This is a genomic window from Altererythrobacter sp. B11 (assembly GCF_003569745.1).
GTDB lineage: Bacteria > Pseudomonadota > Alphaproteobacteria > Sphingomonadales > Sphingomonadaceae > Croceibacterium_C.
Window position 1 is genome coordinate 2,967,474 of record NZ_AP018498.1, and the last position, 22,570, is coordinate 2,990,043.

The 22,570-nt window shown below is 64.8% G+C and carries 19 protein-coding genes and 2 tRNA genes; 12 read left to right on the forward strand and 9 right to left on the reverse strand.

The annotated features are described in order from the left end of the window. Window positions 1–3: 3 nt before the first annotated feature. Window positions 4–1,353, forward strand: a complete 1,350-nt coding sequence (gene accC / locus AEB_RS14100; RefSeq protein WP_119083710.1) for an acetyl-CoA carboxylase biotin carboxylase subunit — start codon at window positions 4–6, stop codon at window positions 1,351–1,353. A 247-nt stretch (window positions 1,354–1,600) separates the two neighbouring features. On the opposite strand, the gene AEB_RS14105 is transcribed toward accC, so the two are convergent. Continuing rightward, complete coding sequence (locus AEB_RS14105) at window positions 1,601–2,065, reverse strand: Lrp/AsnC family transcriptional regulator (RefSeq protein ID WP_119083711.1); 465 nt, start codon at window positions 2,063–2,065, stop codon at window positions 1,601–1,603. Between the two features lie 217 nt (window positions 2,066–2,282). On the opposite strand from AEB_RS14105, the gene AEB_RS14110 reads away from it, so the two are divergent. From AEB_RS14110 to AEB_RS14125, 4 genes are all read left to right on the forward strand, one after another. Continuing rightward, window positions 2,283–3,956 (forward strand): histidine kinase dimerization/phospho-acceptor domain-containing protein, encoded by a 1,674-nt coding sequence (locus tag AEB_RS14110; protein ID WP_119083712.1) that lies wholly within the window; start codon window positions 2,283–2,285, stop codon window positions 3,954–3,956. A gap of 19 nt (window positions 3,957–3,975) precedes the next feature. After that, window positions 3,976–4,971: a polysaccharide deacetylase family protein gene (locus AEB_RS14115; RefSeq protein ID WP_119083713.1), complete on the forward strand. Its 996-nt coding sequence runs from the start codon at window positions 3,976–3,978 to the stop codon at window positions 4,969–4,971. Between the two features lie 62 nt (window positions 4,972–5,033). Beyond that, window positions 5,034–5,109, forward strand: a tRNA-Ile gene (locus AEB_RS14120). A gap of 33 nt (window positions 5,110–5,142) precedes the next feature. Next, a tRNA-Pro gene (locus tag AEB_RS14125) sits at window positions 5,143–5,219 on the forward strand. Between the two features lie 15 nt (window positions 5,220–5,234). On the opposite strand, the gene AEB_RS14130 is transcribed toward AEB_RS14125, so the two are convergent. Both AEB_RS14130 and AEB_RS14135 read right to left on the reverse strand, forming a co-directional pair. Next, entirely contained in the window at window positions 5,235–6,611 is a 1,377-nt protein-coding gene (locus AEB_RS14130; protein WP_119083714.1) for a M20/M25/M40 family metallo-hydrolase, read from the reverse strand. Window positions 6,612–6,668: 57 nt separating this feature from the next. Beyond that, complete coding sequence (locus AEB_RS14135) at window positions 6,669–7,292, reverse strand: YitT family protein (protein ID WP_119083715.1); 624 nt, start codon at window positions 7,290–7,292, stop codon at window positions 6,669–6,671. A gap of 118 nt (window positions 7,293–7,410) precedes the next feature. On the opposite strand from AEB_RS14135, the gene ettA reads away from it, so the two are divergent. Beyond that, window positions 7,411–9,090, forward strand: coding sequence for an energy-dependent translational throttle protein EttA (ettA, locus tag AEB_RS14140; protein WP_119083716.1), 1,680 nt, complete (start codon window positions 7,411–7,413; stop codon window positions 9,088–9,090). 48 nt (window positions 9,091–9,138) lie between these two features. On the opposite strand, the gene AEB_RS14145 is transcribed toward ettA, so the two are convergent. Continuing rightward, on the reverse strand, window positions 9,139–10,506 hold the full coding sequence (locus AEB_RS14145; RefSeq protein WP_119083717.1) for a chloride channel protein: 1,368 nt from the start codon (window positions 10,504–10,506) through the stop codon (window positions 9,139–9,141). 199 nt (window positions 10,507–10,705) lie between these two features. On the opposite strand from AEB_RS14145, the gene AEB_RS14150 reads away from it, so the two are divergent. Both AEB_RS14150 and AEB_RS14155 read left to right on the forward strand, forming a co-directional pair. Beyond that, on the forward strand, window positions 10,706–11,536 hold the full coding sequence (locus tag AEB_RS14150) for an RcnB family protein (RefSeq protein ID WP_119083718.1): 831 nt from the start codon (window positions 10,706–10,708) through the stop codon (window positions 11,534–11,536). Window positions 11,537–11,668: 132 nt separating this feature from the next. Then, window positions 11,669–12,358: a prolyl hydroxylase family protein gene (locus AEB_RS14155; RefSeq protein WP_231958745.1), complete on the forward strand. Its 690-nt coding sequence runs from the start codon at window positions 11,669–11,671 to the stop codon at window positions 12,356–12,358. Between the two features lie 6 nt (window positions 12,359–12,364). On the opposite strand, the gene AEB_RS14160 is transcribed toward AEB_RS14155, so the two are convergent. Together AEB_RS14160 and AEB_RS14165 are read right to left on the reverse strand one after the other, a co-directional pair. After that, a complete protein-coding gene (locus AEB_RS14160) occupies window positions 12,365–12,892 on the reverse strand; it encodes a DUF1003 domain-containing protein (protein WP_119083719.1) in 528 nt (175 codons plus the stop codon). Continuing rightward, window positions 12,889–14,496: a lysine--tRNA ligase gene (locus AEB_RS14165; RefSeq protein ID WP_119083720.1), complete on the reverse strand. Its 1,608-nt coding sequence runs from the start codon at window positions 14,494–14,496 to the stop codon at window positions 12,889–12,891. Before AEB_RS14165 ends, AEB_RS14160 begins: the two co-directional genes overlap by 4 nt. A gap of 136 nt (window positions 14,497–14,632) precedes the next feature. Between AEB_RS14165 and AEB_RS14170 the strand changes: the two genes are divergently transcribed. After that, on the forward strand, window positions 14,633–15,496 hold the full coding sequence (locus tag AEB_RS14170; RefSeq protein WP_119083721.1) for a mechanosensitive ion channel family protein: 864 nt from the start codon (window positions 14,633–14,635) through the stop codon (window positions 15,494–15,496). Window positions 15,497–15,784: 288 nt separating this feature from the next. Then, complete coding sequence (locus tag AEB_RS14175) at window positions 15,785–17,095, forward strand: tannase/feruloyl esterase family alpha/beta hydrolase (RefSeq protein WP_172593109.1); 1,311 nt, start codon at window positions 15,785–15,787, stop codon at window positions 17,093–17,095. 63 nt (window positions 17,096–17,158) lie between these two features. Here the strand turns inward: AEB_RS14175 and AEB_RS14180 are convergent, their stop codons facing one another. Continuing rightward, window positions 17,159–18,343, reverse strand: a complete 1,185-nt coding sequence (locus tag AEB_RS14180; RefSeq protein ID WP_145985314.1) for a hypothetical protein — start codon at window positions 18,341–18,343, stop codon at window positions 17,159–17,161. Between the two features lie 198 nt (window positions 18,344–18,541). Here AEB_RS14180 and AEB_RS14185 point away from each other — a divergent pair, with 198 nt between their 5' ends. Next, window positions 18,542–21,292, forward strand: a complete 2,751-nt coding sequence (locus AEB_RS14185; RefSeq protein ID WP_119083724.1) for an ATP-dependent DNA helicase — start codon at window positions 18,542–18,544, stop codon at window positions 21,290–21,292. Window position 21,293: 1 nt separating this feature from the next. Further along, complete coding sequence (locus tag AEB_RS14190; protein ID WP_119083725.1) at window positions 21,294–21,830, forward strand: SixA phosphatase family protein; 537 nt, start codon at window positions 21,294–21,296, stop codon at window positions 21,828–21,830. A gap of 11 nt (window positions 21,831–21,841) precedes the next feature. Here the strand turns inward: AEB_RS14190 and AEB_RS14195 are convergent, their stop codons facing one another. Both AEB_RS14195 and AEB_RS14200 read right to left on the reverse strand, forming a co-directional pair. Further along, entirely contained in the window at window positions 21,842–22,237 is a 396-nt protein-coding gene (locus tag AEB_RS14195; RefSeq protein WP_231958746.1) for a MerR family transcriptional regulator, read from the reverse strand. Window positions 22,238–22,241: 4 nt separating this feature from the next. Further along, window positions 22,242–22,538: an integration host factor subunit alpha gene (locus AEB_RS14200; RefSeq protein WP_119084651.1), complete on the reverse strand. Its 297-nt coding sequence runs from the start codon at window positions 22,536–22,538 to the stop codon at window positions 22,242–22,244. Between the last annotated feature and the right edge of the window lie 32 nt (window positions 22,539–22,570).

Sequence of the window (22,570 nt, forward strand, 5' to 3'; positions counted from 1 at the left end):
ACCATGGCAATTACCCGCCTGCTGATCGCCAATCGCGGCGAGATCGCGTTGCGTATTCATCGCGCGGCGCACGAAATGGGGATCGAAACGGTAGCGGTGCATTCCACCGCCGATACCGATGCCATGCATGTGCGGCTGGCCGATCATGCCGTGTGCATCGGGCCCCCGCCCGCGAGCGAAAGCTATCTGAACACCGCCGCGATCATATCCGCCGCCGAAATCTCCGGCGCAGACGCGATTCACCCGGGCTATGGCTTCCTGTCGGAGAACGCACAGTTCGCCGAAATCGTGGAGGCGCATGACATCGCGTGGATCGGGCCCAAGCCCGAACATATCCGCACGATGGGCGACAAGGTGGAGGCCAAGCGAACCGCTGGCGCACTCGGCCTGCCGCTTGTGCCCGGCTCCGACGGCGCCATTCGCGATCCGCAGGAAGCGGCGCGCATCGCGGAAGAGATAGGATATCCCGTTATCATCAAGGCCGCATCTGGCGGCGGCGGGCGCGGAATGAAGGTGTGCGACAGCCCGGACAAGCTCGAAACGCTGATGAAGCAGGCCGGCAACGAAGCCAAAGCCGCTTTCGGCGATGACACGGTCTATCTCGAGAAGTACCTGGGCAATCCGCGCCACATCGAATTCCAGGTGTTTGGCGACGGTCGCGGCAAGGCGATCCATCTGGGGGAGCGCGACTGTTCGCTGCAACGGCGCCACCAGAAGGTGCTGGAGGAAGCCCCCTCTCCCGTCATCACGCCGGAAGAGCGCGAGCGGATGGGCGGCATCGTGTCCCGCGCAATGGCCGATATGGGCTATCGCGGCGCCGGGACGATCGAGTTCCTGTGGGAAAACGGCGAGTTCTACTTCATCGAGATGAACACGCGCCTGCAGGTGGAGCATCCGGTGACGGAGGCGATCACCGGCATGGATCTGGTGCGCGAGCAGATCCGCATTGCCGATGGGAAGGCGCTGTCAGTCACGCAGGACGAGTTGCGCTTCACCGGTCACGCGATCGAATGCCGCATCAATGCGGAGGATCCGTTCAATTTCACCCCCAGCCCCGGCAAGATCACGGCCTATCACGCTGCTGGCGGGATGCATGTGCGCGTGGATAGCGGGCTCTACGCCGGTTATTCCATCCCCCCCTATTACGATTCCATGATCGCGAAGCTCATCGTCTATGGGCGCACGCGCGAAGGCTGCATTATGCGACTGCGCCGCGCGCTGGAAGAGATGGTCATCGAAGGGGTGAAGACGTCCATCCCGCTTCACGAAGCGCTGCTGGAAGAGCCGGACATTCTGAACGGCGATTATTCGATCAAGTGGCTGGAGGAGTGGCTCGCGCAGCGGCAAGCCTAGCTGCGCCCCGAGCCCTTTTCTTGAGCGAGCAACGAAAAACACCGGGCCTCGATGTCGAGGCCCGGTGGAGTTGTCTTGCCCCTTGGCAAAGGCAAGTCTGGGAAGGACGGTCGGAGGGATTTCGACCGTGCAAGGCGGATCCACTGGGAGGCGTTTCCGGCTTGTGAAGCCGGATTAGCCGGGCCCCGGGGGCTACGCTTTGACCTCGGTCAAGAATGCGCAACAATCGCAGAAAACTGCGGCGCGCTTAGCCGAGCGGGACGCCGGGCTCGTTCTTCGAGGTGCGGATCGTCAGCGATGTCTTCACGCTGGCCACGTTGGGCGCAGGCGTAAGCTTGCTGGTCAGAAACTCCTGAAAGCTCTGCAAATCCTTACTGACGATCTTCAGGATGAAGTCGATTTCGCCATTGAGCATATGGCATTCGCGCACTTCGGGCAGACCGCGAATATGCTGTTCAAACGCGCGCAAATCCTCTTCCGCCTGGCTGCGCAGGCTGACCATCGCGAAAACGGTGATCGCAAATCCCAGCTTCGACGCATCGAGATCCGCATGGTAGCCACGGATCACACCATCTTCCTCCAGCGCGCGCACACGGCGGAGGCACGGCGGGGCAGTGAGTCCAACGCGGCGGGCAAGGTCCACATTCGTAACCCGGCCTTCTGCCTGCAACTCTGCCAGCAGCCTTCGATCGATCTTGTCGAGCGTCGCCATTATCACCCTGTTGTGCGGCCGCGGGAGCCCCGATTTAAACCATTCGCGGACGAAATAACAATCCGCCAGCTGCAGGACGGCTGGAATATTATTATATAATACCGCAATTGTCCCGCTTTGCAACGCAGCATCGCTCGGGCATTCCGGTCCCCAACGGAACCGCTACTGGCAAAGCGCCGGAAGCTGCACCCCGCGGCTTCGCTCCGCGGAGATTCGCTTGCTGTTCGACGATCGCCTGGCCACCGTGCTCCGCTCCCGCAGCGGGAGCGAGGCGGCCGCGCGCACGGAGTTCCGCCAGCTGATCGATCTGTTGGGCAGTGCTCCCGGCTCCGCCGAGGGCGAACTCATCGACGCTGCCTATGCGCGTCTCACGGAGCTTGGAGAGGCCCTTCCAGCGCAAGTCCAGTCGGCCGTCGTGCGAGCGCCCGGGCTGCGCCTGCGGAATGCGGAACTCATCGGTCGTCTGGCCGCTGGCGAACCGCAGATGGCTGCGGCAGCGATGGCGACCGCGCAGTTGAGCGTAGAGGACTGGCTAGACCTGATTCCACGCCTGCCCATGAACGCGCGCGGCTTCTTGCGGCATCGTCGCGGCCTTCCGGCCGAGGTGGGCAGGCTGCTGGAGAGGCTGGGCGTGACGGACCTCGTCCTGCCCCGCCCTGCCATCGAACATGCGGCCACACCGGCCCCGGGGGCGCCCACCCAGCCCGAAACGCAGCCGGCAGCCCCCAATGAGGGCATCGGTGCCCTGCTGCGTCGTATCGAAGCGTTCAGAGAAGCTCGCCGCCAAGGCCGTGATGGTGCCGCCGCTCAACATATCGCTGCGGAGTCAGCCGACGCTGCGAAGGGCATTTCCGCCTTCGAATTCGCCACCGATGCCAAAGGGGCGATCGATTGGGCTGAGTCTGGCATGGCTCCGCTCACGATCGGCATGTCGTTTGGCCCGGAGGGCAGCGGCGCAGGCGCGGAACTCGATGCGGAGAGCCTCCATGCCATGAAGCGCCGCCTGCCGATCGAAAACGGGCATGCCGTTCTCTTCGGCCCGGAACGGATCGAGGGTCACTGGCGCGTGGACGCCGCGCCGGAATTCACCGGAAGCGGCGCCTTCAGAGGTTATGCCGGTCGGATGCGCAGGGATATGGCTCCGGCGGATCTGCCGCCCGCCGATACGCCAGGGGCCGAGCGCATGCGCCAAGTGCTTCACGAGTTGCGGACACCGGTGAATGCCATTCAGGGCTTTGCGGAGATCATCCAGCAACAGATGTTCGGCCCGGCCCCCAATGAATATCGCGCTCTGGCCGCGGGCATTGCCGTCGACGCTGCCCGCCTGCTCGCCGGGTTCGAGGAGATTGACCGACTCGCTCGCCTGGAGAGTGGCGCCATGGAGCTGATCGAGGGAAAGTGCGATCTGGAGCGCTCTGTCGCCACCACGCTGCGGCGCCTGCAGGGCGTTTTGCGCCCGCGCAACGCGCGGATGGACTTGGCGACCGGGCCGGGTCCATTCACCCTGGGAATCGCAGAGGCCGAAGCGTTGCAACTGGTCTGGCGCATGCTGGCGATTCTTGCAGGCGGCCTGGCCCCCGGCGAACTGATCGCGCTTTCGCTTTCGCGCGCAGGCGACCGGCTGGAATTGGGTGCGGAGCTGCCCGCCGCCCTGTCCGCCGTGGAGGATCTGTTTACCGCCAGCGCCCCCGGCGGCCCGCGCGCGATCTCCGCAGGTGCCTTTGGCACCGGCTTCACCCTGCGCCTCGCCCGGGCGGAAGCCGCCGCAGCGGGCGGCGAGCTGGCGCGCGTCGGGGATGCGCTGGTGCTGCACCTGCCGGCCTTGACCGGCCCGGCGGCGGGCCATAGCGTCGAATCCACGGGTACCGGCGGACCGGCTGCCGGCGGATAGAGGCGGAAGGAAACAGGCGGTGCGTTCGATCCTCCAGCCGCCCATTCCGCAAGACACGGCCGAGTTCCCCCCCAACTTCGGCCCTCGCTTCATGGTCACCGTCGATACCGAGGAAGAGTTCGACTGGGCAAAGCCCATTGACCGGGTCAGTCACGGGTTGAAGCATGTAGCGCAGATCGCTCGCTTTCAGTCCTTCTGCGAAGCGCATGGCGTGGCCCCAGTTTATCTTGTGGACTGGCCGATTGCGACGAGCCCAGAGGCCGCAGAAACCCTGCGCGGGCCGGTTGCTCGCGGCGAGGCGGAGATCGGCGTACAGCTGCATCCGTGGGTCAGCCCTCCCTTCGAGGAGGAACTGACAGAGCGGAACACGTTTGCCGGCAACCTACCCCCTGCGCTCGAGAGGGAGAAATTGCTTCGGCTGCGCGATGCGATAGACAGCAATTTCGCAGCCACCCCGCTCATGTACCGCGCTGGCCGCTATGGGCTCGGCCCTGCCACCGCCGGCCTCCTGGTGGATGCGGGCATCGCGGTGGACAGTTCCGTGCGCAGCAAGTTCGACTATTCGGCGGGCGGCGGACCGGATTATCGCCCGCACCCACTCACTCCCTATTGGGTTGATACGAATAGGCGTTTGCTCGAACTGCCTCTCACCACCGTGTTCTCGGGGTTGCTCCGCGGGTTTGGCGATGCGATCTATCCGCGCCAATGGCGCCTTCCCGCCTCGCGCGCACTGATGGCGCGGCTGGGACTGCTCGAACGCATTCCGCTGACACCCGAAGGCGTCAGCGTGGAGGAGGCGCTACGGGGCGTGGACGTCGCGCTGGAAATGGGCCTGCCGCTGCTGGTGTTCTCCTTTCACAGCCCCTCACTGGACGTCGGGCATACACCCTATGTGCAGAGCGCGGCCGAGCTCGATGCACTCTACGACTGGTGGGGCCGAATCTTTGCCGAGCTGGCCCGCCGGAACGTCGCTCCCGTCGGAATTAGCGGCGTGCTGGAGGCTGTGATCCGCTGAAACAGCTTTGCTTGCCAGCGCGCCGGCGCACGGCTAGGTCCGCCGACGCGCATGCGACGCAGGGGCCTGTAGCTCAGCGGTTAGAGCTGGCCGCTCATAACGGCTAGGTCGCGGGTTCGAATCCTGCCGGGCCCACCATCGTCCATGCGCATGTCCGCGTCAGCGGACGGTCGGGGAGTAGCGCAGCCCGGTAGCGCATCTGCTTTGGGAGCAGAGGGTCGCAGGTTCGAATCCTGTCTCCCCGACCATGATTTTCGACCGTGCTACTCCGCCGGCTTGATGGGTCCGGGTTCGTTGGCGAGGATGCCCACGACCTGTGTCCATACGGCGACGTTCTGACGCAGCTGCGCCGGGTCAATCTTGTCCAGCGTGTCGTCCGCCGTGTGGTGGAGGTCGAAATAGCGGGTGCCGTCCTGCTGCAGCTCGATGACCGCACCGCCCTGCTGGCGGGCAATCTCGATATCGGCACCGCCGCTCGCATCGACGGCGGAGGTCGAAACGCCGAAGCGGGCCACGGCATTAGCGAGCCGCTTGTAGAGTTCGGGATTGGTCGCCGTGAAATTGGTGTCGAGGCGCCATACGCGGTCGGCGCCGAAGTCGCTCTCCATCGCGACGGCCACGGGCTCCTTCGCATGGGCAGCGGCATAGGCATTGCCGCCCCAGACACCCGTTTCCTCAGCGCCGGCAAACAGCAGGCGAATGGTGCGCAGCGGCTGGCCAGCGGCGGCAACGTGTCGGGCCGCCGCGGCGATGATGCCGCAGCCTGCACCGTCATCGATCGCGCCAGTGCCTAAATCCCAGCTGTCGAGGTGGCAGGCGAGCAGGACCGGCGGCAGCGATGGATCGCGGCCGGTGATCTCGCTCACCACATTGCCGCTCTCGGTCTGGCCCACGAAGCGCGGCGTCAGCACCAGCTTCATCGTCAGTTCCGCACCGCGCGCGCCGGCGCGGGCCAGCATCCGCTCGAGATTATCCGCGTCGGGATTGGACAGCGCACCGGCCGGGATCGGCTTCACGCCTTCAGCGAAGGTGGTGCCTCCGGTATGGGGCGTGCGGTGATCATCCGTCCCGACAGAGCGGATCACCGCGGCGACGGCGCCCTTGCTCGCGGCCAGGGCAGGGCCAGTCCACCGCACGGGCCCTGCGAAAGCATAGCCCGAGCCATCCTGCGTCACGCGCATCGAGTGGTCGATGAAGGCGATCTTGCCCTTGAGCGAGCCTGCCGGCGCGGCTTCCAGCTTGGCGTAGGACGAGAAGCCGACCACCGGCGCGGTGATCCCACCCTCTCCGGTCGAACCGCTGTCGCCAAGTGCGGCGATGACCAGCTTCTGTGGAAAGGGCGTAACGACCTCTGCCCGCTCCGCGCCGCGCAGCCATGTATCCATCTTGTAGGGCTCGAGCATCACCCGCGCAAAGCCGTTGCGCGAAAGCCAGTCCTGCGCCCAGGCGCGGCCCCTTGCCTCCGCCTCGGTGCCGGCCTGTCGCGGCCCCACCTCGGTGGTGATCCCTTCGACGAAATCCCAGGCGGTCTGGTCCGATTTCAGCGCCTCGTCCGCTTGCGCAGCCAGCCCGGCCGGCGTCTCCGCCGCGGCGGCCGCAGGAATGATAACGGCGACTAGCGCCAGCGCGAGCGTCCTCATGCGTGTAACCCTCAGATGACGTGTTGCGTCGCAACAGACCAGCCGGACGAAGCCGGGTCAATGGCCCAGGTAGCGGCCCGGGCGATGGTAGGCGACGAGGATCATGTTCACCGCCACCATGCTGAGGACCGACCAGCCCAACTTGGCTGGGGGAATCGCGAGCAGCGCCGCAATGAGAATCGCGCCGTCGAAAGCCATGTGGAGCCGGCCCACATTCCACCCGCGGCTGCGCTGCAGCCACAGCGCAATGATGTTGACGCCGCCGACCCCGGTGTTGTGTCGGATCAGCGCCAGGATGCCCATGCCCGCACAGGTGCCACCCGCGAGCGCTGCGAAGGCGGGGTGAACGTCGCTGAGATGCATGGATGCCTGCGCCACGCTGGCGAGCGCGAAGATCAGCCCGCTGGCGAGCACCGTCTTGACCATGAATTCCCGCCCCATCACGCGCATGCCCAGGAGGAAGAAGGGGATGTTGAGCAGGAAGAACAGCGGGCCCACGCCCAGCTTCATCTTGTAGGACAGCAGCAAGGCGATCCCTGCGACGCCGGCGGTGACGATGCCCGCCGCCTTCATCAGCACGAGACCGATCGCGATCAGCGTGCAGCCGGTGAACAGCGCATAGACATCTTCCAGCAGCGTGTGTTCGTGCGGATCGCGCAAGTCGGTCTCTCGGATTTCCATGCGCGGCCTGTGGCAGGCCGGGACGGCTGCGACAAGCAAGCCGCTTGCCCCACGGCGCGCCAACCCTTATCTGCGCGGCAACTCCGGACACCACCAGACATTCCGCTGAAGGACGAGCATGGCCGCCCAATACGCATACGTCATGAAGAGCATGACGAAGACTTTCCCCGGCGCGCAAAAGCCGGTGCTGAGCGACATCAACCTGCAATTCTACCAAGGTGCCAAGATCGGCATCGTCGGGCCAAACGGCGCGGGCAAGTCCACGCTGATGAAGATCATGGCCGGGATCGATACTGATTTCACCGGCGAGGCCTGGCCGGGCGAGAACATCACGGTGGGCTACCTGCCGCAGGAGCCCGAGTTGGACCCGAGCAAGACGGTGCTTGAGAACGTCAAGGACGGCGCCCGCGAGGTGGCGGACATGGTCGATCGCTTCAACGCGATCTCCGCCGAGATGGGTGACCCTCAGGACGACACCGATTTCGATGCCTTGATGGAAGAAATGGGCACGCTGCAGGAAAAGATCGACGCCGTGGACGGCTGGACGCTCGACAACCAGCTGGAGATCGCGATGGAGGCCCTGCGCTGCCCGCCTTCCGACTGGAGCGTGGATAGCCTCTCCGGCGGTGAGAAGCGCCGCGTTGCCCTCACTCGCCTGCTGATCCAGAAGCCTTCGATCCTGCTGCTGGACGAACCCACCAACCACCTCGACGCGGAAAGCGTGGAGTGGCTGGAAAACCACCTGAAGGAATATGCGGGGGCGGTGCTGATGATCACCCACGACCGTTACTTCCTCGACAATGTGGTCGGCTGGATTCTGGAGCTCGATCGCGGAAAATACTTCCCCTACGAAGGCAATTACTCGACCTATCTGGAGAAGAAGGCCAAGCGCCTGTCTCAGGAAGAGCGTGAGGAAAGCGGGCGGCAGAAGGCTCTCAAGGAAGAGCTAGACTGGATCCGCCAGACTCCCGCCGCGCGCCAGACCAAGAGCAAGGCGCGTATCCGCAAGTTCGAGCAGCTGCAGGAAGCGCAGGACAGCCGCCGCCCCGGGAAGGCGCAGATCGTCATCCAGGTGCCGGAACGGCTGGGCGGCAAGGTGATCGAGGCGAAGAACATCTCCAAGGCCTATGGCGACAAGCTGCTGTTTGACGACCTCTCGTTCATGCTGCCCCCGGGCGGCATCGTGGGCGTGATCGGCCCGAACGGCGCCGGTAAGTCGACGCTGTTCAAGATCCTGACGGGCAAGGAACAGCCGGACAGCGGGACGGTGGAAATCGGCGAAACGGTACGCCTCGGCTATGTCGACCAGAGCCGCGATCATCTCGATCCGAAGCACAATGTGTGGGAAGAGATTTCCGACGGCCTCGATTACATGAAGGTCAACGGCCACGACATGAGCACGCGGGCCTATGTCGGCGCATTCAACTTCAAGGGGCAGGACCAGCAGAAGAACGTCGGCAAGCTGTCGGGCGGTGAGCGCAATCGAGTGCACATGGCCAAGATGCTGAAGCAGGGCGGTAACGTGCTGCTGCTGGACGAACCGACCAACGATCTCGACGTGGAAACGCTGGGCGCGCTGGAAGATGCGATCGAGAACTTCGCGGGTTGCGCCGTGGTCATCAGCCACGATCGCTTCTTCCTCGATCGCCTCGCCACGCACATCCTCTCCTTCGAAGGGGACAGCCACGTGGAATGGTTCGAAGGTAACTTCGCCGCTTATGAGGAAGATCGCCGCCGCCGGCTGGGCGATGCGGCCGATCGGCCGACACGGCTCGCCTACAAGAAGCTGTCGCGCTGATCGCGCAAGAGGGCGGCTGCGGCCGCCCTCGCCCCGCTCCTCGCGCCGTCAGTCGACGGGCTTGCGCGGCACCTCTTCTCCATCCTCTTCTTCGAGGTCGGGCTTGGCTTCCGGCTCATCCTTCGGGATGAAATTGGTGGCCAGGACGTGATAGAGGCGCGCGCGACAAATCTGGCTGCCAGTCCAGTCCCCGATCAGCGCAGTAGCAAAGAGCGGCAGGATAATCGCCGTGCTTCCGGTCGCTTCGCTAAGGATGATGACCGCCGTCAGCGGCGCCCGAACGACGCCGACGAAATAGCCCGCCATTCCCAACAACACGACTGCGCCCGCTTCCTGCGGTGCGAACAGCGGCGCGAGGAGGTTGCCGAATCCCGCGCCCACAGCCAGCGAGGGCGCGAAAATGCCCCCTGGAATGCCGCTCACCGCCGTTGCCAACGAAGCAATGAACTTGGCCGGGCCGAATTCCAGCGGCACCTCCCCGCCCCGCAGCAACACCACCGAGGTCTGGTAGCCGGTGCCCCAGGTGGAGCCCTGCGTCGCCACCCCCAACACTGCCACAACCACGCCGCAGGCCAGCGCGAGTGTGACCGGGCGGGTGCGCGATAAGGCGCCCCAGCGCCCCTCAGGGCCGCGGAACGAGAGCAAGCAGCGCGAAAAAAGCCCGCCAAGCGCGCCGCCCACGACGCCGGCGATGGGCGCCGCAAGCAGCATCGTCTTGAGAGGAATCTCTGAGGACACGGCCCCGAAATAGACGTAGTTGCCGGAAAGGCCCTGCGCCATGAGACCCGAAATCATGACCGCGCCCATCACCAGCACTGCGACCCGCTGTTCATAGGCAACGGCGAGTTCCTCGATGGCGAACGCAATCCCGGCCAGCGGCGTGTTGAACGCGGCAGAAACACCGGCGGCGCCGCCAGCAATGTAGACGCCTGGGGTCAATCTTACGCCCAACCAGCGGTGAATCCGAAGCATGATCGCCGCACTGATCTGAACGGTTGGCCCTTCCCGACCGACAGAGGCGCCTCCGAGCAAGGCGCCGATCGCGAGCAGCAGTTTGGCAATAGCCGCCCGCAACGACAGCAGGCGACTGCTCACCGGACCGTTCGGAAAGCGGCTGGCCGCAATCACTTGTGGAATGCCGGAACCGGCCGTCTCCGGCACGAAGCGCCGGGTAATCCACGCCAGCGCAGCGAACAGCAGCGGCGTGAGCAACAGCGGGAGCAGCGGATACTCCCCCGTCATCCGCGTGAAGAGGCGCTGAGCCGCATCGCCTAGGTGGGCGAAGAATACCGCCACCGCCCCCACAAGCAGAGCACCCGCCAGGGTGGCAAACCGCCGCTGCCACTGGTTCACTTCGAAGATTTCGGAATGGGAAATCTGCTCGAAAGAACGGGAGATGCGGCGCTTGAGGGGCATTGTCTGTCCCTAGACCCTGCAGGCCGGATGTCCAGCTAAGCCCGGGCAATTCCAACGATGTCCACGTTCAGCCTATCGATGTCCAATATGAACGTTAAGCTATATAGCCGGTTCAGTGAATGGACAGACCAGATCGCCTAGTTGAGCGTTCATTATCAGGCCGCAGCCAAGCCGCCGCGACCATGCTAGGAGGTCTGCAGTGCAACTCAAGAAGCTTATCAAAAACAGCGGCCTTGCAGCCCTGGCGATAGTGCTGGCTGCCCCGCCGCTTGCCAGCCAGGCTGCCGCTGCAGAGGGCCAGTGGCGCAACCGGGGGGAACGAGCGGTGGAACACCAGCGCAGCCAGTCCTCGCGGCCGTCCACTGAGCGTACCCCGTCGCGCAGCGAATGGCGCGGAAGCGAGCGGCAGCGTTCCCAGCCCGACAGTTACCGCGGCGATCGCCGGCGGGGCGATAGGCCCTCGCGACCAGATGATCGCAGCACCCCCCAACCCCGCCAGCCGAGCTATCAGCGGCCGGATCGGAACGAAGCCTGGCGAAACGATCGCAGCGTCCAGGTGCAACAGCGGGACCAGCAGCGTAATCGTTCCTATAGCAATGATCGGCGCAATGGTTCCTATCGCGATAACAGCCGTGACTGGTCTTATGGTAACCGCGAACGCTATGACGGCCGGCGCGATGATCGGCGCTATGACGACCGGCGGCGTTACGACGACCATCGCCGCTGGGATCGGCGCTGGCGCGACAACCGTCGTTATGACTGGCAGAGCTATCGCCGCGCCAACCGCAGCACCTTCCACGTCGGAATCTACTACGCGCCCTATCGCAATTACAGCTATCGCCGTGTGGGCGCGGGATTTCGCCTGAACTCGCTGTTCTTCGGCAGCCGGTACTGGATCAATGATCCATGGCGCTACCGCCTGCCTGCAGCTTACGGATCGTATCGCTGGATACGCTATTATGACGACGCCCTGCTCGTGGACACGTACAGCGGCGAAGTGGTGGACGTGATCTACGACTTCTTCTGGTAGGCGTCCCTGCTGCCGGAGGTGCGATGCTTCCGGCAGCAATCCTGTAAGAAGGGCGACGTTTCGGGGCTTACCAAGCGACGCAGATGTTTGCCGGGGTTGCCAGCCGCCCTTCGCTTTGGAAAACAGCCGGGCATGGATCCGAACAATCTTTCAATGACCCTGGCCGAGCGTGACCCCGATCGAGCGCGAATGGCCAAGATCGGGCGCAAGGTTCGCCAACGCCTGGCTGCCATGCCCGATGTCTACAAGCTGCCGACCGAAAAGGCCGAGATCTACGCCGTGGGCGATTTCCTGACCGGCGAGGAATGTGGTCGGCTGATTGCGATGGTCGACGCGGTGGCGCAGCCGAGCCGCGCCTTCGATGTGGATTATGCGACGGGCTATCGCACCTCCTATTCGGGCGATCCGGATCCGCACGATCCTTTCGTCAAGCGTATCCAGCGGCGGATCGACGATCTTCTGGGGCTGGAGCCCCGCACTGGGGAGACGATACAGGGCCAGCGCTATCTTCCCGGCCAACAGTTTCAGGACCACACCGACTGGTTTCCGCACAACACCCCCTATTGGGAGGCGGAAAAGGACCGCGGCGGCCAACGCTGCTATACTGCCATGATCTTTCTGAACGAAGTGGAAGAAGGCGGGGCGACCACCTTCGGCCGGCTCAACATGGCGATCCAGCCGAAGCCGGGCGTTCTGCTGGCGTGGAACAATGCGGATGAAAACGGTGTGCCCAATCCCTGGACCGTCCATGCCGGCTCACCGGTGGTCCGGGGCGAGAAATACATCGTCACCAAGTGGTACCGCGCGCGGAACTGGATCTAAGGCGGCTCAGTCAGCCGCGTCGTCGCGAATCCGGCCCTCAATATGGCCGATCACTTCGGCGATATGGTCCAGCTTGCGGGAGAGCCGCACCAGTTCCAGCTGCGTGCGCAAATTGACCTCGTAATCGTGCCGTGCGGCGATGCGATCCTTCGTCGCCTGCCGGTTCTGGCTCATCATGATAATCGGTGCCTGGATTGCGGCGAGCATCGAGAGCATGAGATTGAGGAAGATATAGGGATACTGGTCGAAGGGATGGAAGCCCAGCGCCTCCAGCCCATGGCTGTTCACCAGCACCCATAACGCGAGCACCACGCCGAAGCCGATGATGAAGCCCCAGCTTCCGCCGACTGCGGCCACTCTGTCCGCCAGCCGATCGCCCATGGTGGCATGCGACTGCGCCACCTCGTCGGCATCCATGCCGGTGAGAGTGCCGGATGCTATGCGGCGCAGGACCCGCTGCTCTTCGGGCTCCAGCCCATCAAGTTCGCGGCCCAGCAGATCGCGCGCCAGACGATGCGGGTCCGATTGCTTCATCGCGCCAGTGCCTCAGCAATGAGCTTGCGGCTGTTAGCCACTCCATACAGGGCGATAAAGCTGCCCATCCGCGGCCCTTGCGATGAACCCAGAAGAGTCTCGTAGAGCGCCTTGAACCAGTCCCGAAGGTTCTCGAACCCGAAGCTCTCGTCCTTGCCGATTTCATAGACGGCTGTTTGCAGATCCTCAGCCGGCGTATCCTCTGCCGCTTCCGCCAACACCGCATCCAGCGCGCGCAAAGCCGCGGCCTCATTGGGCGCGGGCGCCCGCTTGGAGAGCGTGGATGCAACGAAGTCACGATTATATGCCAGCGCCGTGGTGACCAGCACGTCGAGCTCCGGCCAAGCCTCAGGCGTGGCGTTGTCGATATAGTTGCCGAGATAAGACCAGACCTGCTCTGCCGTCGCCCCGGCCCCCAGAACCCCGACGAGATTGAGCAGCAAGCCATAGGTGACCGGCAGGCTGTCGCCATCCCCACCGTGATATCCATTCGCACGCAGCAGATGCCACACCGGATTGCCCAATTGCTGTTCCAGCGGCTGTTCGGGGATGCGGGCGCGGAACTGCCAATATTCGTCCACCGTCTTCGGGATGATCCCCGCGTGCAGGTTCTTCGCACGCTTGGGCTCGCGAAAGAGGAAGAAGCCAAGGCTTTCCTCGCTGCCGTAGCGCAGCCATTCCTCGATCGTCAGGCCATTGCCACGGGACTTGGATATCTTTTCGCCATTCTCATCCAGGAACAGCTCGTAGATGAACACTTCGGGCGGGCGACCGTCCAACGCGCGCACGATCTTGGTCGACTGCGTCACGCTGTCGGTCAGATCCTTGCCGCTCATTTCGTAATCTACGCCGAGCGCATACCAGCGCATCGCCCAATCGACCTTCCACTGCAGCTTGGCCCGACCGCCGAACACGCATTGCTCGACCGTGTCGCCCTCATCCTCGAAGCGGATGATGCCGGCTGCGGCATCCACTACTTCGACCGGCACCTGCAGCACGATCCCGCTCTTCTCGCTGATCGGCAGGATCGGCGAATAGGTCTTGCGCCGCTCTTCCCGCAGCGTGGGCAACATGATGTCCATGATCGCGTCGAAGCGATCGAGTACATGCGCCAGCGCGCCGTCGAAGGCGCCCGAGTTGTACCGGTCACTGGCGGCGACATATTCGTAGTCGAAGCCGAAGCGATCGAGGAAATCCTTCAGCATCGCGTTGTTGTGGTGTGCGAAGCTCTCATATTGCCCGAAGGGATCGGGGATCCGGCTGAGCGGCTTGCCGAGATTGGCGCGCATCATTTCCTGCTGCGGCACATTGTCCGGCACCTTGCGCAGCCCATCCATGTCGTCGCTGAATGCCACCAGGCGGGTGGGCGCGCCATTGCTGACGATTTCATAGGCGCGGCGGACCAGTGTGGTGCGCAGCACTTCCTGGAAGGTGCCGATATGCGGCAGGCCCGAAGGGCCATATCCGGTTTCGAACAGCACCGGGGCCAGCGCCCCGTCCGCCCCCCGCTTGCCATCGGGATAGCGCTTGGCAAGCTTCATGGCCTCCTGGAACGGCCAGGCCTTCGAAACGCGGGCGGCGGAGATCAGCTCATCATCAAACATGGTGGCGCGCCTTTCGCGGATGGCGGGGCCGGTTGCAAGTGGGGATGCGGTCCGCCACCGTGGGCGACGCGTGCCCGCGTCGAAGGCGGAACAGCACTGCGGGTTCCTTGTTGTAGCCACGGGAAGGGGAGATTTCTTGGATTACGTCGCCATCATTCGCGATCAGCTGGTCAGCATGCAGATGCAGGCCGTGGCGCTTACGCCGAAGCTGGTCATCGCCATCATCGTTCTGGTCATCACCTGGCTGGTGGCGAAGTTCGCTACGCGGATTGCAGAACTGGTGGTCGGCAAGACCAGCATGCGTGAAAGCCTGCGGCTGTTGGTAGAGACCGCGGCGCGGCTGGTGATCTGGATCATGGGCCTGCTGATCGCGGCCGCCATCGTCATTCCCGGCTTCACGCCCGCTGGGCTAATCGCCGGCCTCGGCATCGGCGCGGTGGCCATCGGCTTTGCGTTTCAGGACATCTTCGAGAATTTCTTCGCCGGCGTGCTCATCATGCTGCGCGAAAAGATGCAGATCGGCGACATGATCGAGGTGGAAGGCGTTCTTGGCAAAGTCGAGAACATCACCCTGCGGGAAACGCATATCCGCCATTATTCCAACGAGCTGACGATCATGCCCAATTCCATGATCTTCAAGAACGCCGTGAAGATCTACACAGACGCGCATGAGCGGCGGAACGAGATCATCGTCGGTGTCGCCTACGATACCGATCTGGCCAAGGCTTCAGCCGTAATCCGCAAGGCCGTGGAAGGCATTGCCGAGCTTTCCCCCAATCACGGCGTGGATGTCTATGCGCAGGAGTTCAACTCGAGCTCCATCGACTTCCTCGTGCGGTGGTGGATCGACATCCGGCAGCACGACTATTTCGGAGTAAAGAACGACGTGGTCTTCGCGATAAAGAAGGCGCTGGACGAAGCCGGGATCGAGATCCCCTTCCCCTATGTAACGCAGACCTTCAAGGAGCCGCTCCCCCTCACCCGCCCTGACCGCGACTAGCTACCGAGCGCCCCGCCCTTCCCTTGTGGACTCCTGCGCCCACCGTGGCACCATGGGCCAAACAGAATGAAGGGAGAGCGGATGTCGATGAGGATCGGACGCGCTGCTGCATGCAGCTTGCTGGCAATGGCTGCGGCCTGCTCCACGCCGGGTAGCGACGGTCCAGCACCCGGCGCGAACGGCTCTTCCACCCTGACCGCACAAAGCTGCACTGCCAGCAGCTTGGGACCGCCAGACGCAGCCGCCCGCTGGATTGAGGCAACTGACGGTCTGCCCGGATATTGCGAAGTGACGGCGACACTGCATCCCGCCGAAGGCTCGAACATCGGCGTGGTCTATCGCCTTCCCGCGCGCTGGAACGGCAAGGTCCTCGGCATCGGCGGTGGTGGCTGGGCCGGCAATGTCACGCTGATGGCAGCGAGCGAGGGACTGAAAAAAGGCTTTGCTACACTGCAGACGGACGGCGGCCACGCCGGCACGGATGTGTGGAACAACAGCTGGGTTGCTCAAAACCCCGAGGCGGCCCGCGATTTCAGCTATCGCGCCGTTCACGAAATGACGCTGGCTGGCAAGCAACTGGTGGCATCGGTCTACGGCCGAAGGCCGGATCGCTCTTATTTCCAGGGCTGCTCCACCGGCGGCCGCATGGCCCTAATGGAAGCGCAGCGCTTCCCGGAAGATTACGACGCGATCAGCGCCGGCGCTCCGGTGTATTCGCTGCAGGTGCAGACCAGCGCCGTCCTGCGCAACAACACCTTCGCGAAGCCAGGCGCTGGCTTTTCCGCCGCCGATCTCAAGCTGGCGCAGACCGCCGCCCTCAAGGCCTGCGATGCGGAGGACGGGCTGACGGACGGACTAATCGGAGATCTGGGGCAATGCCGCTGGGATCCCGCCGAAATCCAGTGCGCTGGGGCCAAGACAGCTAGCTGCCTGGCGCCGGCACAGGTCACTGCATTGCAGACGATCTACCGTGGTATCCGGGCGCCCGATGGCCAGTGGGCGATGTTCCCGATGAGCCCTGGTGGAGAGCCGGGATGGAGCCTGTTCGTCGGCACCGAGGGCAAGGGGACGGATGCGACCGGGGGCGGTGGCCTGCTGAACCTGTCCCCGCTGCTGTTCGGCGGCCGCGAAGTGAACTTTGCGAAGCTCTCTCCGCAAACCGATATCCCGCAGCTGCGCAGCAGCGCCTTCGCCCGAATGTATGAAGCCACCGATCCTGATCTCTCGGCCTTCTTCGGGCGTGGGGGCAAGCTGATCCTGTGGCACGGCGAGAACGACCCCGGACCCAGCCCAGTAGGAACGACAGAATATGCGAAGGCAGTAGGTGCCAAGGCGCCAAGGGCGGAGGAGCAGATGCGTTTCTTCCTGCTGCCGGGTGTGGAACACTGCCGTGGCGGCCCCGGTGCCGATCAGGTGGAGTGGCTGGACACGCTGGACTCCTGGGCGAATGGCGGAACCGCTCCCGATTCCGTCATCGGCAAGAAAGCCGACGGTAGCCTCACTCGCCTGCATTGCGCCTCACCCGCGGTGGCGCGCTATAAAGGTAACGGCAGTCCGGACGATCCGGCCAATTGGCAGTGCTCGAACGTGAGGAAATGATCTTCACATGTTAAAGGGGCGCCCCGGCGGGGCCGCCCCTTCACATTGTCGCCGATGAACCCGTCAGGCAGCGACGCTGCTGCTGCCCCGGGCGAGCGTCGGCCAGTTCTGGGGGTACTGGCTCAGATCGATCCACGAATGCCCGTTCTGGAACTTGCGGCCGAGCGACTGCAGGATCAAGCGAGCCCGCTTGCGACGAGCGCGCGGCGAAACGAACGGGTTGGCTCGGTCGGGCTTGGCCGCGACCATCTGCTTTATCAACCGGTCACGCTCTTCAAAGCTGGCCGGCATATCGCGCGGCAGCACGACGGCAGCACCGGCGTTGGCAAGACCACCGGCCGTGGCGCTGGCCGTAACCGGCCGGCGTGCAGGGAGCGGCGTGGCTTGTGCCCAACCGCGGGTGGCTCCGCCGGTCGCCGCTGTACCAGCCAACGGGGTATCTGCGGGCGGGTTGTCGATCTTCGGGCTGACGTAGGGATGAGGAGCGGCATCGCCATTGTGTGCCAGCGGCTCAGACTTTGCGACCGGCACTGCACGCGCAGTGCGGCGACGGCGGCGGAAGAGTGCGATCCCGCCCGCGCCAAGGCCGAGCAAGGCCAGCAGTCCGATCGTCCCCGCGAGAGCGCCGTCACCGCCATCCGCGTCAACCGCATTGGCAGCCGCAGGCTCCGGAGCGGCCTGTGCGACAGGCTGGACCGACGGTGCGGACAGCGGCGCAAGATCCGCCGTTTCGCCCGGCAGCGTAGCTGCTTCCGGTGCATCCGCTGCGGCGGTGTCTATTGGCGTGGTGCTGCGAACCGGAGCGGCCGAAGCATCAGCGGCAGCAGCCGGGGCGCTCCGGGCAGCGGGGGCGGGAGCCGCGCTCGTCGAGGTCGGCGCGGTCGCCTCATTCGCCGTCGCTGGCTCTACCGCTTCCGTGCTAGGCTCCGGAACCGGCTGCACAACCGGATTGGACTGCGTCACAACTGTCGGTGCCTGAGTGGCAGGCGTAACGGTCGATGCATTAAACGGCGGGGACGCAGCCGCTCCTGTCTGCGGTGTGGTGACCGTTGCACTCGGGTCTGTGATCGCCTCCGGCTGGGTAAGGGGCGGCGTAGCGGATGTCGTTGCCGGTGCATCCACCGTGGCCGTTACGGGTGGAATCACCGGCGGCGCAGCTTCCTGCGCCAGCAGCGGGGTTGCAGTAAACGCGAGGACCACGGCAATCGCGGTACTGGCGTGACGGGCGGGGTGCGGATTGTGTTCCATAGTGCGGTAAAAATCCGCAACACTTCCGGGCAGTTCCCTGACGATCCGTTCAGCAAACCATACAAATCACTGATAAGTAGGCGAATTAATGTGGCGTAAATGCGGCGGACAGAATAGCTGTTGCGGCAGGTGGATTGTCGAAGCTGTTGCTGAGAGCCGAGTGTTTACTTTTCGTTCCCCCATCCTCATGCTGCAGCAATGCCTTCTCTAGCTCTCCCTGCACTGCATGCCAGCCATGCCGGCACCTGGCTTCGCAGCGCCGACGGCGCCACCCGGGGCATCGGCAAGGGGGAAGCGGTGATGGCGGCGGCCGACACACCCTTGCTGATCGTGAATGCTCCACTCGTCGCTTCGCGTCTCGGTTATCCCGATCTCTCCGGGCTGGACCTGCTGGAGCTGTTCGCCTTCGTCCACCCTGCCCGCTTCGTCGTCCCCACGCCCAAGGGTATCGCCCACGCGCTAGGCTTGGAAGAACCGGCAAGCGACGATGGCGTGCCGATGCTGCTGCAGCAGGCCGCAGCGGCACTGTTGGCACGCTGCGAGGCGAGCGATTGGCCGGAGCGGGAGGGGGCATGGATGGCGCTGCAATCCCTGGCGCGCCTGCGCTGGCCTTGGGCGCAGGTCATCGCACCCCATGTTCGCCAGCCGGAGCGAGGCGAGAAATGGCTCTTTTCGCGTCTGCCAGAATGGGAAGAGACGGCCGAACGGCCTCAGCCAGGCCAGGTCGCAATCGAAGAGTTTGAGATTGAAGCGCGGCTTGATCGGCTCACGGGCGAAGGGGCAGAACGGCGCGAAGGGCAGCGCAGCTATTCACGGGACGCGGGCAGGATATTCGCCCCGCGCGCACGCCGCGGCGCGCCGCATATGCTGGTGGCGCAGGCGGGCACGGGCATTGGCAAGACACTCGGCTATCTCGCGCCCGCATCCCTCTGGGCCGAGAAGGCGCAAGGCACAGTGTGGGTCAGCACCTATACCAAGAACCTGCAGCGGCAGCTTCGCCGGGAGAGCGCGCGCGCATGGCCCGCCGCCCGCCCGGACGGGTCGCGCCCGGTGGTGATCCGCAAGGGGCGCGAGAACTATCTCTGTCTCCTCAATCTGGAAGATGCATTGCAAGGCGGCTTCGGCGGAAGGGCCGCGGTGCTCGCCCAGCTCGTCGCGCGCTGGGCAGCCTATTCCAGCGATGGCGACATGATTGGCGGGGATCTGCCCGGCTGGCTCGGCACTTTGTTTCGCAGCCGCGCGATACGCTCGCTCACCGATCAGCGGGGCGAATGCATCTATGCTGGCTGTCCCCACTACCGCAAATGCTTCATCGAACGCGCTGCCCGGGCGAGTGCGCAGGCCGATCTGGTGATCGCCAATCATGCACTGGTGATGATCAACGCGGCACGCGGCCGCGATCATGCGCAACGCCCCACTCGCATCATCTTCGACGAAGGCCACCATGTGTTTGAAGCGGCCGACAGCACCTTTGCTGCCGCCCTCACGGGGCAGGAAGCGATCGAACTTCGCCGCTGGATCGTGGGGCCGGAGCGGGGCTCGCGCGGGCGCCGTCGCGGGCTGGCTGCTCGGCTCGCAGATGTGGCGAGCTATGATGAAGCGGGCGGCAGGGCTGTCAGCGCCGCGCTCGATGCCGCGGAAGCCTTGCCGCGCGAGGGTTGGCTGCAGCGCATTGCTGAAGGTGTGCCCTCAGGCCCTGTCGAAGAGCTGCTCGCCGCTGTTCGCGCCCTCACCTATGCGCGCGACGAAAGCGCAAACGGGCCGGGGGGGCAGGAAGCGGGCTATGGGCTGGAGACGGAGGCGGCGCAGCTGGAAGGCGATTTCGTGGAACGCGCGCAGGCTGCGGCTGCTGCGCTTGCGGAGATTCGCCAGCCGCTGATCCGACTCGGCCTGCGGCTCGAAGCGCTGATCGAGGATGCGCCCGATTGGCTCGATGGGCAGGGTCGCGCGCGGATCGAGGGGGCCCGTCACTCGCTCGCCTGGCGGGTGGATACGCTGGCCGCATGGGAGGCGCTGCTGGGGCGTCTGGGCGGGCCGGCCGATCCGGACTTTGTGGATTGGCTGGCCGTGGACCGGGCCGAAGCGCGGGAATACGACATCGGCCTGCACCGCCACTTCCTCGACCCGATGAAGCCCTTTGCCCAAGTCGTGCTCGAACCCGCTCACGGCGTGATGCTGACCAGTGCAACGCTCTGCGATCGAGTGGACGGCGGCGAGAATTGGGACAGCGCCCTCGCCCGATCCGGCGCAATGCATCTAGATACCCGCCCCATGCTGGCGAGCGCTCAGAGCCCCTTCGACTATGCTAACCGCGCCGAGGTGCTGATCGTCACCGATGTGAAGAAGGGCGATCTGGCGGGTCTCGCAGGGGCCTATGGCCGCATTATCGAAGCGAGCGGGGGCGGCGTGCTGGGCCTTTTTACCGCCATCCGGCGGCTGCGTGCCGTGCATGGCCGCATCGCGGACCGCCTCGCCCGGGCCGGCTTGCCGCTCTATTCGCAGCATGTCGATCCAATCGACACCGGCACGCTGGTGGACATCTTCCGCGACGATCCCCAGGCCAGCCTGCTCGGCACCGATGCGCTGCGCGATGGAGTGGACGTGCCGGGACACTCGCTGCGCTGCGTGGTGATGGAACAGGTGCCCTGGCCCAAGCCGAGCATCCTGCATCGCGCGCGCCGTGCGGCGAATGGCGGCTCTGCCTATGACGACCGCCTGATCCGGGCGCGGCTGGCGCAGGCCTTCGGCCGGCTGATCCGCTCCGCGGGTGACAGTGGCCATTTCGTCGTCCTCTCCTCCGCCTTTCCGTCGCGCCTGCTCGGTGCCTTTCCGCCCGGCACTCCCGTGGTGCGGCTGACTCTCGACGAGGCTTTACAACGCGTCGCCGCAGGTGTTTGCTCGGCGGGCGAGGCCGATCGGCCGGCGGTGCGGGAAGAGGAACGCGACTAGGGTGAAACTGCTCGGCCTGCTGCGGCACGCGAAGTCGGACTGGGAAGATCTCTCGCTGCGGGATTTCGATCGCGGGCTCAATGCGCGTGGACGGCGTGGCGCGGCGCTGATGGGCGAACATATCCGCGAGCATGGCGTTCGCTGGGACAGGCTGGTCGCCAGCCCCGCGCTACGGGTGAAGCTGACGCTGGAGTCCGCACGCGTTGTCCAACCGATCGAGTGGGAACGCGAAGCCTACCTCGCCGACGCCGACACGCTGCTCACCATCCTGCGCAAGGTCGAAGGCGATCCGCGGACGCTGCTGCTCGCCGGGCATAATCCGGGGCTGCAGGATCTGATCTTCACGCTGGTGCCGCGCGATGAGGAAAACGAGCTGTACGTCGCCGCCTCCCGCAAATATCCCACCGCCACCTTCGCCGTGCTTGAGCTCGATATCGACCAATGGGCCGATGCCGCGCCCGGTTGCGGGCGGCTGGTCCACTTCGCCCGCCCGCGCGATCTCGATCCAGAACTAGGGCCGGAGCGACTGCGCTCCTGACGCCTGACGGCTCAGGACAATGCGCTGGATAGTCGCGCGCGAATCGCCTGCAATTGCGGCAACACGTCCCCGGTTGCGGCAGAGAACTGCGGCGCACGGCGGTGTTCCTGCCCCTCGCCAACGGCGGCGCCTTCCTTCCCCTGATCGAGCAGCTGGCGCGCGCCTTTCAGCGTATAGCCTTCGCGATTGACCAGCCGGTCGATGGTGGAGAGCAACTCCACATCCTCCGTCCGGTAGTAGCGGCGGCCGCCGCTGCGCTTCAGCGGGCGGAGCGCGGGAAACTGCTGTTCCCAATAGCGGAGAACATGCTGCTTGATCCCCAGCGCGGCGGCCACCTCCCCGATGGTGCGCAGCGCCTGCGGATCCTTCCCGTCGTCGAAACGCAGCTGGCGGGGCTCGTCACTCACGCCGTCAGGCCCCGGCCACGCGGTCCTTCAGCTTCTGGCTGGCGCGGAAGGTCAGCACCCGGCGCGGGGTGATCGGCACTTCCACCCCGGTCTTGGGGTTGCGGCCGACGCGTTCCTTCTTGTCGCGCAGCACAAAGCTGCCGAAGCCCGAAATCTTCACATTCTCGCCGTCGCTCATCGCATCGCACATCTTCTCGAGAATCGACTCGACAAGGTGCAGGCTTTCGGCGCGCGAAAGGCCCATCTTGCGGTTCACTGCTTCAGCCAGGTCAGCGCGGGTGAGTGTTCCCACGGATCGCATCATAGAAATGCGCCCCCTCTCATAAGTGCATG

Coding starts and splice junctions, on each gene's coding strand:
- accC (WP_119083710.1), top strand. CDS start 4: ATGGCAATTACCCGCCTGCTGATCGCCAATCGCGGCGAGATCGCGTTG.
- AEB_RS14105 (WP_119083711.1), bottom strand. CDS start 2,065: ATGGCGACGCTCGACAAGATCGATCGAAGGCTGCTGGCAGAGTTGCAG.
- AEB_RS14130 (WP_119083714.1), bottom strand. CDS start 6,611: ATGAGGACGCTCGCGCTGGCGCTAGTCGCCGTTATCATTCCTGCGGCC.
- AEB_RS14135 (WP_119083715.1), bottom strand. CDS start 7,292: ATGGAAATCCGAGAGACCGACTTGCGCGATCCGCACGAACACACGCTG.
- ettA (WP_119083716.1), top strand. CDS start 7,411: ATGGCCGCCCAATACGCATACGTCATGAAGAGCATGACGAAGACTTTC.
- AEB_RS14145 (WP_119083717.1), bottom strand. CDS start 10,506: ATGCCCCTCAAGCGCCGCATCTCCCGTTCTTTCGAGCAGATTTCCCAT.
- AEB_RS14155 (WP_231958745.1), top strand. CDS start 11,669: ATGGATCCGAACAATCTTTCAATGACCCTGGCCGAGCGTGACCCCGAT.
- AEB_RS14160 (WP_119083719.1), bottom strand. CDS start 12,892: ATGAAGCAATCGGACCCGCATCGTCTGGCGCGCGATCTGCTGGGCCGC.
- AEB_RS14165 (WP_119083720.1), bottom strand. CDS start 14,496: ATGTTTGATGATGAGCTGATCTCCGCCGCCCGCGTTTCGAAGGCCTGG.
- AEB_RS14180 (WP_145985314.1), bottom strand. CDS start 18,343: ATGGAACACAATCCGCACCCCGCCCGTCACGCCAGTACCGCGATTGCC.
- AEB_RS14185 (WP_119083724.1), top strand. CDS start 18,542: ATGCCTTCTCTAGCTCTCCCTGCACTGCATGCCAGCCATGCCGGCACC.
- AEB_RS14200 (WP_119084651.1), bottom strand. CDS start 22,538: ATGCGATCCGTGGGAACACTCACCCGCGCTGACCTGGCTGAAGCAGTG.